The 15,548-nt window shown below is 67.1% G+C and carries 13 protein-coding genes; 8 read left to right on the top strand and 5 right to left on the bottom strand.

Annotation, left to right across the window (positions count from 1 at the left end; genetic code table 11):
- Nucleotides 1-6: 6 nt before the first annotated feature.
- On the bottom strand, nucleotides 7-852 hold the full coding sequence (locus tag AC5Y39_RS19370) for a TatD family hydrolase (RefSeq protein WP_500019286.1): 846 nt from the start codon (nucleotides 850-852) through the stop codon (nucleotides 7-9).
- A 19-nt stretch (nucleotides 853-871) separates the two neighbouring features.
- Between AC5Y39_RS19370 and metG the strand changes: the two genes are divergently transcribed.
- Genes metG through AC5Y39_RS19350 form a run of 4 tightly spaced genes read left to right on the top strand, consistent with a single transcriptional unit; the run spans nucleotide 872 to nucleotide 5,819 of the window.
- Nucleotides 872-2,416 (top strand): methionine--tRNA ligase, encoded by a 1,545-nt coding sequence (gene metG / locus AC5Y39_RS19365; RefSeq protein ID WP_500019288.1) that lies wholly within the window; start codon nucleotides 872-874, stop codon nucleotides 2,414-2,416.
- Nucleotides 2,417-2,467: 51 nt separating this feature from the next.
- The gene (locus tag AC5Y39_RS19360) at nucleotides 2,468-3,643 is read left to right on the top strand and encodes an NAD(P)/FAD-dependent oxidoreductase (RefSeq protein WP_500019290.1); all 1,176 of its coding nucleotides are present in this window, start codon (nucleotides 2,468-2,470) and stop codon (nucleotides 3,641-3,643) included.
- Nucleotides 3,640-4,557 (top strand): RNA polymerase sigma-70 factor, encoded by a 918-nt coding sequence (locus AC5Y39_RS19355; protein ID WP_500019292.1) that lies wholly within the window; start codon nucleotides 3,640-3,642, stop codon nucleotides 4,555-4,557. Before AC5Y39_RS19360 ends, AC5Y39_RS19355 begins: the two co-directional genes overlap by 4 nt.
- A 38-nt stretch (nucleotides 4,558-4,595) precedes the next feature.
- Nucleotides 4,596-5,819, top strand: coding sequence for an aminodeoxychorismate synthase component I (locus AC5Y39_RS19350; RefSeq protein ID WP_500019294.1), 1,224 nt, complete (start codon nucleotides 4,596-4,598; stop codon nucleotides 5,817-5,819).
- On the opposite strand, the gene rsmI is transcribed toward AC5Y39_RS19350, so the two are convergent.
- Nucleotides 5,789-6,622: a 16S rRNA (cytidine(1402)-2'-O)-methyltransferase gene (gene rsmI / locus AC5Y39_RS19345; protein ID WP_500019296.1), complete on the bottom strand. Its 834-nt coding sequence runs from the start codon at nucleotides 6,620-6,622 to the stop codon at nucleotides 5,789-5,791. The two genes, AC5Y39_RS19350 and rsmI, sit on opposite strands and share 31 nt — an antisense overlap.
- A gap of 23 nt (nucleotides 6,623-6,645) precedes the next feature.
- On the opposite strand from rsmI, the gene AC5Y39_RS19340 reads away from it, so the two are divergent.
- Together AC5Y39_RS19340 and AC5Y39_RS19335 are read left to right on the top strand one after the other, a co-directional pair.
- Nucleotides 6,646-8,190 carry a dolichyl-phosphate-mannose--protein mannosyltransferase gene (locus AC5Y39_RS19340; protein WP_500019298.1) on the top strand — a complete coding sequence of 515 codons (1,545 nt, stop codon included), beginning with the start codon at nucleotides 6,646-6,648 and terminating at the stop codon, nucleotides 8,188-8,190.
- Between the two features lie 287 nt (nucleotides 8,191-8,477).
- A complete protein-coding gene (locus tag AC5Y39_RS19335; protein WP_500019300.1) occupies nucleotides 8,478-9,530 on the top strand; it encodes a GGDEF domain-containing protein in 1,053 nt (350 codons plus the stop codon).
- A gap of 28 nt (nucleotides 9,531-9,558) precedes the next feature.
- Here the strand turns inward: AC5Y39_RS19335 and AC5Y39_RS19330 are convergent, their stop codons facing one another.
- Both AC5Y39_RS19330 and arcA read right to left on the bottom strand, forming a co-directional pair.
- Nucleotides 9,559-11,898 carry a putative bifunctional diguanylate cyclase/phosphodiesterase gene (locus tag AC5Y39_RS19330; protein WP_500019302.1) on the bottom strand — a complete coding sequence of 780 codons (2,340 nt, stop codon included), beginning with the start codon at nucleotides 11,896-11,898 and terminating at the stop codon, nucleotides 9,559-9,561.
- Between the two features lie 649 nt (nucleotides 11,899-12,547).
- Nucleotides 12,548-13,807, bottom strand: coding sequence for an arginine deiminase (gene arcA, locus AC5Y39_RS19325; RefSeq protein ID WP_500048272.1), 1,260 nt, complete (start codon nucleotides 13,805-13,807; stop codon nucleotides 12,548-12,550).
- Between arcA and soxR the strand changes: the two genes are divergently transcribed.
- Together soxR and AC5Y39_RS19315 are read left to right on the top strand one after the other, a co-directional pair.
- Nucleotides 13,796-14,227 carry a redox-sensitive transcriptional activator SoxR gene (gene soxR / locus AC5Y39_RS19320; RefSeq protein ID WP_500019306.1) on the top strand — a complete coding sequence of 144 codons (432 nt, stop codon included), beginning with the start codon at nucleotides 13,796-13,798 and terminating at the stop codon, nucleotides 14,225-14,227. The two genes, arcA and soxR, sit on opposite strands and share 12 nt — an antisense overlap.
- 30 nt (nucleotides 14,228-14,257) lie before the next feature.
- Complete coding sequence (locus AC5Y39_RS19315; protein ID WP_500019308.1) at nucleotides 14,258-14,854, top strand: alpha-ketoglutarate-dependent dioxygenase AlkB; 597 nt, start codon at nucleotides 14,258-14,260, stop codon at nucleotides 14,852-14,854.
- On the opposite strand, the gene AC5Y39_RS19310 is transcribed toward AC5Y39_RS19315, so the two are convergent.
- Nucleotides 14,855-15,532, bottom strand: coding sequence for a DUF5642 family protein (locus tag AC5Y39_RS19310; protein WP_500019310.1), 678 nt, complete (start codon nucleotides 15,530-15,532; stop codon nucleotides 14,855-14,857).
- Nucleotides 15,533-15,548 lie beyond the last annotated feature (16 nt).

The following is a 15,548-nucleotide window of genomic DNA, read 5'->3' as shown; positions in this document are numbered from 1 at the left end:
GCCTGGCTAATCTTCTTCGGGCAGCCCGTACACCCGCCGCGCGTTTGCTGTCGTCGATGCCGCAATTTCTTCGGCCGGGCGGCCCGTCAACTCGGCGAGCGCCCGCACGGTGTATGGCAGGCAGTACGGCTCGTTGGGCGCGCCCCGGTAGGGATGCGGAGTCAGAAACGGCGCGTCGGTTTCGACGAGCAGCTGCTCGGCGGGGATCAGCTGCGCCGCCTCGTGCAGCGCGGCGGCGTTCTTGAAACTCACGGTTCCGGACAGGCTCAGCACCCAGCCGGCATCCACGCATTCGCGCGCCATCGCCGCATCGGAGGAGAAGCAGTGGAAGATCACGGTGTCCGGGGCGCCCTCGGCCCGCAGCACGTCGAGCACCTGCCGGTCGGCGTCGCGGTTGTGGATCATCAGCGGCTTGCCCAGTCGCTTGGCCACGTCGATGTGCCATGCGAAGGCCTCGCGCTGCACTGCCGGTTCGGCACACCCGTGCAGCCGGCCTGGCCAATACAGGTCGAGGCCGGTCTCGCCGACCGCCACCACCCGCTCGTCGCGGGCCAGCGACTCGATCTGCGCGCGGGCCGCCTCGGTGAGCGCGTCAGCGCGGGTGGGGTGCAGCGCGACCGCGGCGTACACGCGGGAATCGGCGTGGGCGGCGTCCACCACCCACCGCGCAGAGGCGAGGTCGTCGGCAATCGTGACGACGGCCGCGACGCCCACCGCCTCGGCGCGGTCGACGATCTGGCGCACGTCGTCGGGATCACTGGCCCCGCACGCGTCCAAGTGCGTATGGGCGTCGACCAGCGGGCTCAGCGGCTCAGGCGGCGGCGGCGCGGGACAAGAACGACTGACTGGCACACCATATTGTGATCAGATAATGAGGCCTTTCTATGTGACCACCGCGATCGACTACCCGAACGGGGCGCCGCATATCGGGCATGCCTACGAGAAGATCGCCACCGACGCCATCGCGCGGTTCAAACGGCTCGACGGCTACCATGTCCGGTTCCTCACCGGCACCGACGAGCACGGGCTGAAGATGGCCGAGGCCGCCGCGGCCGAGGGACTGCCCACTGCGCAGCTGGCCCGGCGAAATTCGGACGTGTTCCAACAGCTGTACGACAAGCTCAACCTGTCGTACGACCGGTTCATCAGGACCACGGACCCCGATCACTTGGAAGCGTCGAAGGCGATCTGGCAGCGGATGGTGGACGCCGGCGACATCTATCTAGGCTCGTATGCGGGCTGGTACTCCGTGCGCGACGAGAACTACCTCAGCGAGAGCGAGACGAGGCTGGAACCGGACGGCACCCGCGTAGCGGTCGAAAACGGCGCGCCGGTGGTGTGGACCGAGGAGCAGACGTATTTCTTCCGACTGTCGGCATACGCGGACAAACTCCTGGCCCATTACGAAGCCCATCCGGAGTTCATCGGCCCTGAGGTGCGCCGCAACGAGGTAATCAGCTTCGTCTCGGGCGGACTGCGCGACCTGTCGATCTCCCGCACCTCGTTCGATTGGGGCGTGCAGGTGCCCGACCACCCCGAACACGTCATGTACGTGTGGGTGGACGCATTGACGAATTACCTTACGGGCGTTGGGTTTCCCGATACGTCATCGGAGTTGTTCCAGACGTTCTGGCCGGCCGATCTGCATATGATCGGTAAGGACATCATCCGGTTTCATGCGGTGTACTGGCCGGCGTTTCTCATGTCGGCCGGAATCGAGCTGCCCCGAAGGGTTTTCGCGCACGGCCACCTGCTCAACCGTGGCACGAAGATGAGCAAGTCGGTGGGCAACGTCGTCGACCCGGTCGCGCTGATCGACGAGTTCGGAGTGGACCAGGTGCGGTATTTCCTCTTGCGCGAGGTGCCGTTCGGTCAGGACGGCAGTTACAGCGACGACGCGATCATCACCCGCGTCAACGCCGATTTGGCCAACGAGTTGGGCAACCTCGCCCAACGCTCGCTGTCGATGGTGGCCAAAAACCTCGACGGCGTGGTGCCGGAGCCGGTGGCGTTCACCCACGACGACCGCGAACTGCTGGCGGCCGCCGACGGGCTGCTCGAGCGGGTCCGCGCGCACTTCGAGGTGCCGGCCATGCACCTTGCGCTCGAAGCGATCTGGCTGGTGCTGGGTGCGGCAAACAAGTACTTCTCGGCGCAGCAGCCGTGGGTGCTGCGCAAGTCCGAGGCGCAGGCAGACCACGCGCGGTTCGGCACCGTGCTGTACACGACGCTGGAGGTGGTGCGGATCGCCGCACTGCTGGTGCAGCCGGTGATGCCCGACTCGGCCGACAAGCTTTTGGACCTGCTCGGCCAGCCTGCCGATGCCCGCTCGTTCGCCGCGATCGGCACGCGGTTGGCGCCGGGAACCGCGCTGCCGGCGCCGACGGGCGTGTTCCCGCGCTACCAGGCCGAGTGAGATGTGGGTCACAACGTGTCACGTCCGGGCGCGGGCCGGTGTCTGGAGGGCATGACCAACTCGAACACTCCCATCTCAGTTGTCGTGATCGGCGGCGGCTACGCCGGAACCATCGCGGCGAATCATCTGTACATGCGCAACGACGTCACCGTCAGCCTGGTGAACCCGCGCCCGCACTTCGTCGAACGCATCCGGTTGCACCAGTTCGTGGCCAACTCGGGCCCGGCGACCGTCGACTACGGCGAGCTGCTGAACCCGAAGGCGCATCTCGTCGTCGACACCGCCACCGAGATCGACCGCGACGCCCAAGCGGTGAAGCTGGCGTCGGGCAGTGCACTGCGCTACGACTACCTGATCTACGCCGTAGGCAGCACCGGTGCCCAGCCGAGTGTGCCCGGAGCTTCTGAGTTCGCTTGGCAAGTAAGCGATTTCGACCATGCACAGCGCCTGCGCGAGCGGATCGAGAACCTGCATCCCCACGCGCCGGTGTGCGTGGTCGGTGGTGGCCTCACCGGCATCGAGATGGCCGCCGAGCTCGCCGATCAGCGCCCTGGGGCCGCCGTGACGCTGATCTGCGGTCCGACGCTGGGGCCGTCGCTGGGCGACGCCGCGCGCCGGTCGGTGGCCCGCCAGCTCGACCGTCTCGGCGTTCGGGTTCTGCAAGGCACCGCGGTGGTGGAGGTGGACGAGCACCGGGTGGTGCTCGAGGATGGCGTCGAGTTGCCCAGCGCCGTGACGATCTGGACCGCCGGTTTCGATGTGCCGGATCTGGCGGCGCGCAGCGGACTCAGCACCGACGCGGTGGGCCGTCTGCTCACCGACGAGACGCTGACGAGCATCGACGACCGGCGGATCGTCGCTGCAGGTGATGCGGCCGCGCCGTCGGGTCAGCCGCTGCGAATGAGCTGCCAGGCCGCCGGGCCGCTGGGCGCACAGGCGGCCAACACAGTGCTCAGCCGGATCGCCGGCGAGGCGCCCGCGGTAATCGACCAGGCGTTCGTCGGGCAGTGCCTCAGCTTGGGCCGGTCGCTGGGGACGTTCCAGCTCACCCACGCCGACGACACTCCGCGGCGCTTGTATCTCGGCGGCCGCGTGGCCGCGACGGTCAAGGAGATGATCTGCAAGGGCACCGTGCGGGGAATCGCGCGGGAAGCCCGCAAACCCGGCTCGGCGTTCTGGCTGCGCGGCGGCAAGCGGCCTGCGGCAGAACCGATTTCGCTGCCATGACCCACGATGATTCGCGTGCCCAGCACGCGGTCGACGAGCGCGCCGAGCGGTTCACCCTGTTGCGGCCGCTGCTGTTCACGATTGCCTACGAAATCCTCGGCACCGCAACAGAAGCCGACGACGTGCTGCAGGAGAGTTATCTGCGCTGGGCCGAGGTAGACCTGACCACGGTGCACGACACCAAGGCCTACCTCGCCCAGCTCGTGACCCGGCAAGCCCTCAACGCGCTGCGGGCCCAGTCACGCAGGCGCGAGGACTATGTCGGCCCGTGGCTGCCCGAGCCGCTCCTGCTGGACACCAGCGACCCGTCCTCTGATGTGGTCCTGGCCGAGTCGGTGTCGATGGCGATGCTGGTGGTGCTGGAGACCCTCGGTCCCGACGAGCGCGCGGTGTTCGTCTTGCGGGAGGTGTTCGGCTTCGACTATGACGAAATCGCTTCTGCCGTCGGCAAATCGGTGTCGACGGTGCGCCAGATTGCGCACCGGGCACGCGAGCACGTGCAGTCGCGGCGCAAGCGGTTCGAGCCCGTCGATCCGCAACTGTCGATGGAGATCACGACCCGGTTCTTCACCGCCGCAGCCACCGGCGACGTCGACGGCTTGCTGCAGCTACTGGCGCCGGACGTGGTGTGGACCGCCGACAGCGCAGGCAAGGTCAGCGCTGCACGGCGGCCGGTGAGTGGTGCCGAACGCGTCGCCCGACTGGTCATGGGTTTGATCCGCCTGGGCGGCGAGAACGGGCGACTGGAACCGGCGATGTACAACAACGCCCCGGCGCTGAAGCTGTATCTCGGTGACAACTTCGAAGGGCTGGTCACTGTGGAGATCGTCGACGGGCGCATCACGCACTTCTACGTGATGCGCAATCCCGACAAGCTGGCCGGTATCGACGTGCCGCGGGCGATCAGCCGCTGACTTTGCGTCTGCTCTCCCGGCACGTCAGGCTTGCGGGCATGCGGATCGAGCGGCTCGGTGACCTGGGCGACGCGCCGGCGGTGCTGCGAGCTCTCTCACGTCGCGGACATCCGGCCGCGCTGCTCGGCGACTGGTTCGGCTCCCGGGCGGTCATCGCACCACAGCTGCAGGCCGCGCCCGTCGGACGCCGCGACGTCTTCACCGTGGCGCCGGGTTCGCATGGCGACGCCATCGGCGGCGGCTGGCTCAGCTACCTCTCCTACCCCGATGCCGGCTCGGACGGTCTCGGCCCGCGCATTCCCGAGGCGGCCGGCAGTTGGACGGACAGCGTGCTGCGCCAGGACCGTGACGGGGTCTGGTGGTACGAATGCCTCTCAGGCACAAGGCTTCCCGCCTGGATCGCCGAGGCTTTGCGGTCACCCGTTGCGCCCGGGCCCGGCCACGTCGAATGGCGCGAAGCCGACCGCGACGCGCACACGCACGGGGTGCACGCATGCCTGGAGGCCATTGCCGCGGGCGAGATCTACCAAGCATGCGTCTGCACGCAATTCGCCGGCAGAGTTGTCGGCAGGCCCGTCGACTTCTTCGCCGACGCGGTCGCCCGCACGCGTCCCGCCCGTGCAGCTTTCGTGTCCGGCGAGTGGGGCGCGGTGGCGTCGCTGTCGCCGGAATTGTTTCTGCGGCGGCGCGGTACCGCGTTGGCGTCGAGTCCGATCAAGGGCACGCTGCCGCGGCATGCGGACCCGTCGGCGCTGCGCACGTCGGTCAAGGATGTCGCCGAGAACATCATGATCGTCGATCTCGTCCGCAACGACCTGAGCCGGGTCGCCGTCAACGGAACAGTCACCGTCCCAGAGCTTCTGGTGGTGCAGCCGGCCCCGGGCGTGTGGCATCTGGTGTCGACGGTCACGGCCGAGGTGGACCGCGACGTGCCGATGGCAGCCGTCCTGGATGCGACGTTCCCGCCGGCGTCGGTCACGGGCACGCCGAAAACCAGGGCGCGCCAGCTGTTGACGAAATGGGAGCCGCGACGGCGCGGGATCTTCTGCGGCACAATCGGTTTCGCGTCACCACTGGCCGGCACTGAACTCAACGTCGCGATCCGCACGGTGGAGTTCGCCGCCGACGGTGGCGCCGTGCTCGGGGTGGGCGGCGGGATCACCGCAGACTCAGATCCAGACGCCGAATGGCAGGAGTGCCTGCACAAGGCAGCTCCGATCCTCGGGCTTGGTCAACCCCTCGCCCGCAGGAATGCGTCGTAGAGCTCGCGACGCGACGGCGCGCCGGGATTCGCGGAGACCACCTCGGCGCAGGCATCTTTCACCCGAGCGCCGGCGTCCACGAGCGCAGCCACTTCGGCAACCAACGCGACCACGTCAGCTTGCGGCTGCGAGCCCGCCAGCACGACCGTGATCTCCCCCAGCACTCCGTGCGTCGCCCACTCGGCCAGCTCCGCCAGCGACCCGCGCACCACTTCCTCGTGCACCTTGGTCAGCTCCCGGCAGACGACCGCCCGCCGCGACGGGGCGAGCTCTTCGGCCGCATCAGCCAGGCAGGCCGCCAGCCGCCGCGGTGACTCGAAGAAGACACATGTGCGCTGCTCGGCCGCCAGCCCCGCCAGCCATGCTCGGCGGGCGCCCGGTCGGCGCGGCGCGAACCCTTCGAAGCAGAACCGCTCCGACGGCAGTCCCGACACCGCCAGCGCCGTGGTCACCGCCGACGGGCCGGGCAAGCAGGTGAGCGGAATGTCCGCGGCAATGCACGCTGTCACCAGCCGATAGCCGGGATCGCTGACCAGCGGCATGCCGGCGTCGGTGACGGCCAGTACGGTGGCGCCTGCCTTCATGTCCGCGACCAGCGCAGGCACCCGGGCCGCCTCGTTCTGGTCGAACAGGCTTACCACCCGACCGGGGATCCGAACTCCGAGCGCGGTGGCCAGCGTACGCACGCGGCGGGTGTCCTCGGCGGCCACGACATCGGCGGAACCGAGCGCGGACACCAGGCGGGCCGACGCGTCGGCCGGCTGCCCCAGCGGTGTCGCGCCCAGCAACAGTCGGCCGCCCATGCCGACAGCCTACGATCGCCGATGTGACCGTGGCTGACGTCCAACCGCGCACCGACGACCGCGAGGCGCCCATAATCAGCCCAGGGCCGACGGCGCCGGTCGCCGACTTCGGCCCGACCGACCGGCTGCAAGGCTGGGCGATGACGGCCGTCGTCGCCGCGCTCGCCGCGATCACGCGGTTCGTCAGCCTCGGCTATCCCACCGACGCCGGAACGCCGATCTTCGACGAGAAGCACTACGCGCCGCAGGCCTGGCAGATGTTGCACAACGGCGGCGTCGAGGACAATCCGGGCTACGGGCTGGTGGTGCACCCGCCGATGGGCAAGATGCTCATCGCGGTCGGAGAGGCGATCTTCGGCTACAACGGCTGGGGCTGGCGGTTCAGCGGCGCACTGGCCGGGGTGGTTCTGGTGGTGCTGGTGGCGCGGATCGCCCGTCGGCTGAGCCGCTCGACCTTGGTCGGCGGTATCGCGGGACTGCTGATCATCGCCGACGGCGTCAGTTTCGTCTCCGCGCGCACCGCGCTTCTGGACGGTTTCCTCGCTACGTTCGTGGTCGCGGCGTTCGCAGCGCTGATGGTCGACCGTGACCAGATGCGCGCCCGCATGCATGTCGCGTTCACCGAGGGACGCATCGCCGAAACCCCTTGGGGGCCAAGGTTTGGCGTGAGGTGGTGGCGCTTCGGCGCAGGCGTACTGCTGGGATTGGCTTTCGCCACCAAGTGGTCGGGGCTGTATTTCATGGTGTTCTTCGCCGCGCTGTCGCTGGCGTTCGACGTGGCCGCGCGCCGGCAGTATCAGGTGCCGCGGCCGTGGCTCGGTGTGCTGCGCCGCGACACCGCGCCAACGCTATACGCGATGTGGCTCATTGCATTCGCGGTGTACATGGCGTCGTATGCGCCGTGGTTCGCGTCCGAGACGGCGATCAACCGCTACGAGGTGGGCCGGTCGATCGGGCCGGGCGGGCTGTTGCCCGACGCGATCCGCTCGCTGTGGCACTACACCTACGGCGTCTACAACTTTCACGCGGGCTTGACCAACGCGGCGGGCAACTATCACCCGTGGGAATCGAAACCGTGGGCATGGCCGATGTCGCTGCGGCCGGTGCTGTATGCGATCGACCAGCAGAACATTTCCGGCTGCGGTGCGCAGTCATGCGTCAAGGCGGTGATGATGGTCGGCACGCCGGCCTTGTGGTGGATCGCGCTGCCGGTGCTGCTCTGGGCGCTGTGGCGCGCTGCGGTCAAACATGATTGGCGGTATGGCGCAGCACTGGTCGGCTACTGCGCGGGCTGGCTGCCGTGGTTTGCCGACATCGGCCGCCAGATGTACTTCTTCTACGCCGCGCCGATGGCGCCGTTTCTGGTCATCATGATCGCGCTGATCCTCGGCGACATCCTGTATGCGCCGGGTCAGTCCCGCGAGCGGCGCACGCTCGGGCTGCTGGTCGCCAGCTTCTACGTCGCTGCGGTGATCGCGAACTTCACCTGGCTGTTCCCGATCCTCACCGGCATTCCGATCTCGCAGGCGACGTGGAACATGGAGATCTGGCTGCCGAGCTGGCGCTGATCGCGTCATGGCGCCAGTTCGCTACTCGCATCTACGGTGTTTGCGGCAGCAAATAAACTTCGAAGGGTAGGTTTATCGCGACTGTCGAAACATGCCCTTTCGGCAGTCGCCGTATCCATCAGAACTGCAGGTATTCCCGAAGGTGGGATTGCTTTACCAAATTTGGGCATGGGCGCGTCACGGACCGAAATTAGTGATCTAGCAAATGCACAGATCACGTATCTTATTGATCGTTGAGTTAGCTGTACGGTCTGATGACCGAGCGGAGACGGCGTCGAATGTCACGAGTGAGAGGCTGGCTGGGTCGGCCCGACCAGTTCGCCCGCATGACGGCGTTTCTGCGTCAGCGCAAGCTGCAGAGCTCTGCACAGTCGATCATGGCGGTGGTCGTGGCCACGTCGTCGCTGGTGCCCGTCACGGCCTTGGCCACCGACCGCGACGCCGGCACTCCGGCAACCGTCCTGAGTATCGTCACCGTCCTCTTCACCGTGAGCATGACGGCTTTCTGGCTCACGAGGTGGCCGACCCGCCGCCAATCGCAATTCGCCGCGGTGGCCGGCACAGTGTGCATCGCAGGATGGAGCCTCACGCAACCCAGCGCCGCCGTGGCGGCCCTGGCTGCCACTGCAACGGCGATCACCGGTGGATACATCGCCTTTTTCCACAGCCCCAGAGTCCTGCTGTTCAACTTCTCGGTGGCGGTGCTGACCGCCACGGTCGCGGCGTTTCGGCTGGCTCGCGATGTCGACGTAGCGACGGCCTCGGCGGCGTTCTGGGTGATCTGGTTCCTCAACGTGTCGGTACCGCTGGTGATTCGCGGCTTGGCGGGTGCGATGAGCCGCTACGCCGCACGGTCCGACGAAGATCCGCTCACCGGGCTGTTGAACCGGCGGGCGTTCGTCGACACCGTCAGCAGCCGGCTGGCCGACGCGCGACCGGACGACACCGGGCTGGCGGTGCTCTTGATCGACATCGACGACTTCAAGAGCGTCAACGACAACCACGGTCACCCCGTCGGCGACCGCGCCCTGCGCGCGGTCGCCGAGCTGCTGCGAGATCACAGCCCGCCCGGCGCGGTCCTGTGCCGCGCCGGTGGCGAAGAGTTTCTCATCGCGCTATATGGCGAGTCACCGAACGCGCTGCACCTTGCCGACCGCTTGCGTGACGCCATCTCGGGCCTGTCGTTCGGCATCACCGCCAGCATCGGGCTCAGCTCTGCGGTGTTACCGGGAGCCGCCAGGCTGGCGCACGCTGAGCTCATCGAGCAGCTCATCGCTGCGGCCGATGCCGCGATGTACGTCGCGAAACGTAACGGGGGCAACCAATCTCAGCACGCGTGAGGTCGCGGGTCGGTCGACCGCCCGGTTGCTAGGAAACCGCCGGCGAGGTGCTGGACACAAACAGCTCGTGAAGCGCCGGCGCGGTGAGCGGCGGACTGAAAAGGTAACCCTGGGCCATCTCGCACCCGAATTCTCTCAGCCGGTCGGCGGTTTCGGCGTCTTCGACACCCTCCGCCACAGTCGACAGGTTGAGGGTGTGCGCCAAGTTGATCACCGCGCGCACGATCGCCGCTGTCCGCGGGTCATCCAGAATAGCTGCAATGAAACGTTTCTCGAGTTTGATCTCGTCGATCGGAAGCTCACGAAGGTAACGCAGCGCCGAGTAGCCGCTGCCGAAATCGTCGAGCACGATACGAACACCGCCCTGGCGCAGATTCGCCAGAATGCTTGCGGTCGTTTTCATTTCGTCGATAAGCAGGTCTTCGGTGATCTCCAGGACAAGTGATTCCGGCCCGAGGTTGCGGCTGCTGAGTTCGTCGGCAATGCGCCTAGGCAGCCGGGTGTCGGCGAACAGCGGCGGGAACAGGTTGACCGCCACGGGGATGCGCTGTCCGAGGCCGTGCCACTGCGCGGCGTCATCGAGCGCTGTGGCGATGACAAGATCGGACAGGTCTCGCATCAGGCCGTGCTGGCGGACCAGCGCCAGGAAGTTCTCCGGCTCGATCAGGCCCCGCTTGAGGTGTGGCCACCGGACGAGCGCTTCCACGCCGACGATCTGATCGGTCCGCAGGTTCACCTTGGGTTGATAAACCATTGTCAGCGTGCGATTTTCGATCGCGTTGCGCAGTTCACCCAGCAAGCGCACCGCTGCGGATCCGCCGCCGTTCCTCGCGTTCCGGGCATGGTTCTGGTCCGTGTCGGAGGTCAGCTCGTTGGTGAAGATCTGCAGGTTACCGAGTCGCGAACGCTTGACGGTACGCATCGCAATGTCGGCGTGGTTGAGCAATACCTCTGGGGAGTCGACGAGCTTTCCGCGGGGCGCCACCGCAAGCCCGACGCTGGGTTTGACTGTGACCTCTTCACCGGCGACCACGAACGGCCGGTCGAACGCCTCGACTATGCGATACGCCACCAGATGCGCGCGGCCAACCTCACCTTCGATCAGCACAGCGAATTCGTCGCCGCCGACACGTGCCACGGTGTCGGTGGGAAGGAGAAAGCTTACGAGCCGATGCGCGGTCTGCACCAGCACCAGGTCACCGGCCGAATGCCCCATGTGATCGTTGACCATCTTGAAGTCGTCGAGATCGATCAGCATCACCGAAATCGCATTACGCTCCACGTTGTGCCGTGCGACGGCATGCGCCAGGCGATCGCGGAACAGCGCTCGGTTGGCCAGCCCAGTGAGCGGATCGTGCAGCGCCTGTTCAGCGACCCGCTGCAGCAGACGACGGTTCTCCGAAACGGTCATGAACTGTCTGGCGAAAAGGCTGCTCGTCATCACGATCGTCGCGACCAGGGCGGCATTGGGAACAACCGCGGTGCGGTAAGCCACTGTGGCAACCGCCCCGGCCGCGGCAGCCGGAATATACGGCAGCCACGACGAAATAACCGGCGGCAGCAAGGGTCCCGCCGCGGAGACCACCGGGCGTACGGGCGGCCGCACAACCGCCGTACCAGCGAACAGCAGCATGCCCATGAACCAGCCCAAGGCTACGGGTCCGTCCAGATCCTCTCTGCCCGCAGCGATCAATCCCAGAAACCAGTTGTCCGACGCAGCCATTGCCACGCTCGCAGTGACGAGCAGCCCGAGCCTCAGGCGCTGCCCGCTGCGGGCGCGCACCAAGAGCAAGACGGCGACGGTGACGGTGACGATGCCGGCCATGGAAGCGAACAACCCGGCATTGAGCGCAACCGGATCGACCCGACCGGAGGTGTACAGATCGTTGAGGACGAACACCCAACTGACCAAGAACAGCGAGCTTTCGACGAGTATCCCGTCCAGAAAAATCCGCCAGCGTGATCGGCCGGCATGCCCGAACGGAAAGGCCATCAGTGCGGCACAGCTGAGGATCGGCAGCATCGTAATGCCGAACAAGGGCGACGGGAACAACGGCGCGGAGGCGCCCTTCGGTGCGTGCTCGTGTGCCCACGACCCGATACTGAGCGTCCAGCCGGCGAACGCGACCGCCCACAGCAGCCACGCAAACCTCTGCCGGCCGTGTCCGCGCCAAGCGGCCAGCACCGCGCACACCACGGCCAACGTCCCGGCTGTGATCAAACCGGCAAACGTGAGCGTTACGCGGGTGCTCGCATCGCCCCAGCCGGCAATTCGCCAGATCGCCCACGCGACAGCCGCCGTGCCGGCAAAGAGAGTGAGGACGTGCGCCGGTGTGCGGACACCGCGCCACTGCGTCCCGCTGGCCACATTGAACCCCGCGACATCGAGAAGTTGGTGCTTTCGCGGCAGCTTAGCAAAGCCCTCCGGTCAGCTCCGTCATGGCCGCGACGTGGCAGCGCGTTTCACTGATCGAAGTTACAACCGACGTATCGATATCGACCAGAAGCCGAATCATGCCTGCGCAAAAGGGTTGACCGATTGTCCGGCCGCCTGCGGCGACGGATCACCATGTTTGCCGAGTATGTATCACCGCCGCCATTGTCGCGGCCGAGCGCAAAGCGGCACTAACCACGTTGTTCCTCATCGGCCTTGCGCGATTGGCTGACCGCGGCGTCACTCTCCCGTTGCGCTGCATTGCGCTCCTGGGCTGCTGTGCGCAGGTGCATGTCTGCACGATGCGGTTCGTGGGCCGCATGTACTTCGTGGGCTTCGGCAGCTCTTTGATGCAGCCTGGCCGCTTGCTCGTGGAGTCTGGCCGCGGATTCATGCGCTTGCCGAGCGCGGGCGTGCGCATGCTCTGCCCGCCGGTGAGCTTCGTCGGCGTCTTGGCGGGTGATCTTCATGCGAGCGGCCACCTGCTCGGCCCGACGTTTGGCTTGTTCAGTTGGGTTTTCGTTCACCGGGCACCTCCACCGCCGAACCCGATTTCAAATTACGCCAGAAGTTTGCGCTCTGGCTACAACGGATCCCGGGCCGCTGGGCAGGACATGCATCGGGGTCCACCGCGGCCTGTACCCAGCTCCGACGCTGAGATCGGTAGTACTTCGATACCCGAATCCTCAAGGCGTGCATTGGTTTCGGTGTTGCGCTCGTAGGCCACGACCACACCGGGGGCCAGCGCCAGCGTGTTGTTGCCGTCGTCCCACTGTTCGCGTTCGGCGGTGACCGGGTCCAGGCCGGTGTCGATCACCCGCAGCCGATCGATGCCCATCGCACGGGCCGCGGCCGCCATGAACGGCTCCGCATCGGCGATCCGCACGCCGGATTCCGTGCGCGTGATCGTGAAGGCCGACAAGGTGTGCACGACGTTGGGGTACATCACCACGGCGTCGACGTCCACCATCGTGCACACCGTGTCCAAGTGCATCTGCGCACGCTCCTGAGCGATCGGAACGGCCAGCACCGTGTGTGCAAGTCCGTCGTCGAAAAGGCTGCGCGCCAACGCTTCTGCGCCCGCGGGCGTGGTCCGCTCCCCGACGCCCACCGCCACCACGCCCGGCGCCAACAGCAGCACGTCGCCACCCTCGACGGGCGCGGTGTGCGACTCGTAGGCCCGCCGCACACCGGTGAACCTGGGATGGTGGGCGTAGATGATGTCGGTCAACGACGTTTCACGAACTCGCGCCGGCAGCGCCAGCGACGTGATCGCCACCCGCGGCCCGATCCAGAACGAGGAGTCGCGGGTGAACATCAGGTTGGGCAGCGGGTCGATGACGAAGTCGCCGCCGTGGTGCATGCGGCGAACCAGCGATACGTCGGCCGACGCGGTGAACGGCAGCTCCGTGAACGTCATCCCGGCCATCAGCACCCGCGCCAGCGCGTTCGGTGACAGACTCCGAAGGTAAGACGAAAGCTCTTGTGCCAGAGGGTGTCCCAGCCGCCGAGCGTCGACGGCGGCGCCGATTCCGTGCATCCGCGCGGCCCCGCTCGACAGCGCCTCGGTCAACAGGTCGGCCAGCAGCATCACCTCGACACCCCGCGAGCGCAACAGCTCGGCGAAAGCGTCGTGTTCCTCCTGGGCACGACTCACCCACGGCAGTCCGTCGAACAGCAGTGCGTCGTTGTTGCGCGGCGTCAACCGCTGCAGCTCCGGCCCGGGCCGGTGCAGGATAACCGCGCGCAGCCTGCCCACTTCTGAATCCACGCCCAACGCGACGCCAGCCACGAGATAGCACCGTAGCCCCTCAACTATGGTTGAGGTGGTATGGACGACCATGAGCTCACACCCGGCGAGCTCGCCCAGCGAAGCGGCGTCGCGATCTCTGCTCTGCACTTCTACGAGCGCCAGGGGCTGATCGCTAGCCGCCGCACCGCGGGAAACCAGCGCCGGTACCCGCGCGAGACGCTGCGTCGGGTCGCGTTCATCCGCATGTCGCAGCGCCTGGGTATCCCATTGGCCAAGGTGCGCCAGGCATTGGCCACGCTGCCGGTCGACCGAGTGCCGACGAGCAAGGACTGGGCACGACTCTCCGCGGGATGGCGCCAAGATCTCGACGACCGCATCCTGCATCTTCAGCGGCTGCGCGACAACCTGGCGGACTGCATCGGCTGCGGCTGCCTCAGCCTGAAGAGCTGTGCCCTTTCCAATCCCGATGACGTGCTCGCCCAGCAGGGACCAGGCGCCGTCAGGCTCTGAAATCGAACACTCGTGCGATACAGTGGCGGAATGGCGATCGCAGTGCAAACCGCGCTGTTCGAGCACGCCGACCGCCGCATGCTCGGCGACGGCGCGTGGATCGACGTCTGCTCCGGATGGCTGCACGACAGCGGCGCCTTGTTCGACGAGTTACTGGCCGTCACGCCGTGGCGCGCGGAACGCCGCCCGATGTACGACCGCGTGGTCGACGTCCCGCGACTGCTCAGCTTTCACGACCTCACCACCGAAGCGCCGCCGCATCCGCGCGTCGCGGAACTGCTCGAGCGCCTCAATGACTCCTACGCAGCAGAACTGGGCGAGCCGTTCACCACTGCCGGACTTTGCCTGTACCGCGACGGCCACGACAGCGTCGCTTGGCACGGCGACCGGATCGGCCGCAGCCGGACCGAAGACACCATGGTCGCCATCGTCAGCCTCGGCGCCACACGCGTGCTGGCATTGCGGCCGAAGGGCGGCGGCGCATCGCTGCGACTGCCACAGGCGCACGGCGATCTCCTGGTGATGGGCGGCTCGTGCCAGCGCACCTGGGAGCACTGTGTGCCCAAGACCAGCAGGCCGTGCGGACCGCGGATCAGCATTCAGTTCAGGCCCCGCGGCGTGCGGTGATCAGCCGCGCACCGCAGCCACCCCGTCAGTGAAAAGTCGTTGCGCGCGAGGAACATTCACCGCAGCCACCGGCTGGTTCGGCACGATCAGCGGGTCGGCGGTCACCAGCACCATGTACCTGCCGAGGTACGCCGCGAACGTGTACAACTGCCCGGCACCCGTCGTGGTACCCACGGTGGCTTCCAGCACGCGCCTGCTACCCAGGGTTTGCGTACCGTCGATGTGAGGCGCGTCGACCACGTCGACTGCGCCGCGCATGTTCGGCCCGGAGAACGCGATGTGGCGGCAGTTGTCGGCCGGCGGCTGGAACGGCACCGGCTGCGAGGTCTCCAACGCGATCGCGATGAAGCGGTTGCCTTGGCCCGTCGCGATCACCGCAGCCATGTTGCCCTGCAGTCCCGCTGGCAGGGTCTGCTTGGTGGCGTATTGGGCGCACGCCGCCGGGTCGAACGTGACGCCATCCGGAATCTTCTGCGGCGCAAGCAGTTTCGGGTCGATCCCGGCTGGCCCCGTGGTGACCACCTGGAAGTCGGGGCCGAAGCTGCGCTTGACCGACAGCACCTTGCTGATGTCGACGACCGGCGCAGCCGACGTCGTCGTCGCTGTCCCGCTGGGCCCGTTGGCCGAGCAGGCCCCGATCAGCACCACTCCGACGACACTCGCCAGCCTCCGCCGCACCCGGGCAATGTACCGA

The sequence above is a fragment of the Mycobacterium sp. NGS39 genome, assembly GCF_059812765.1.
This window is presented reverse-complemented; position numbering and strand designations above follow the sequence as displayed.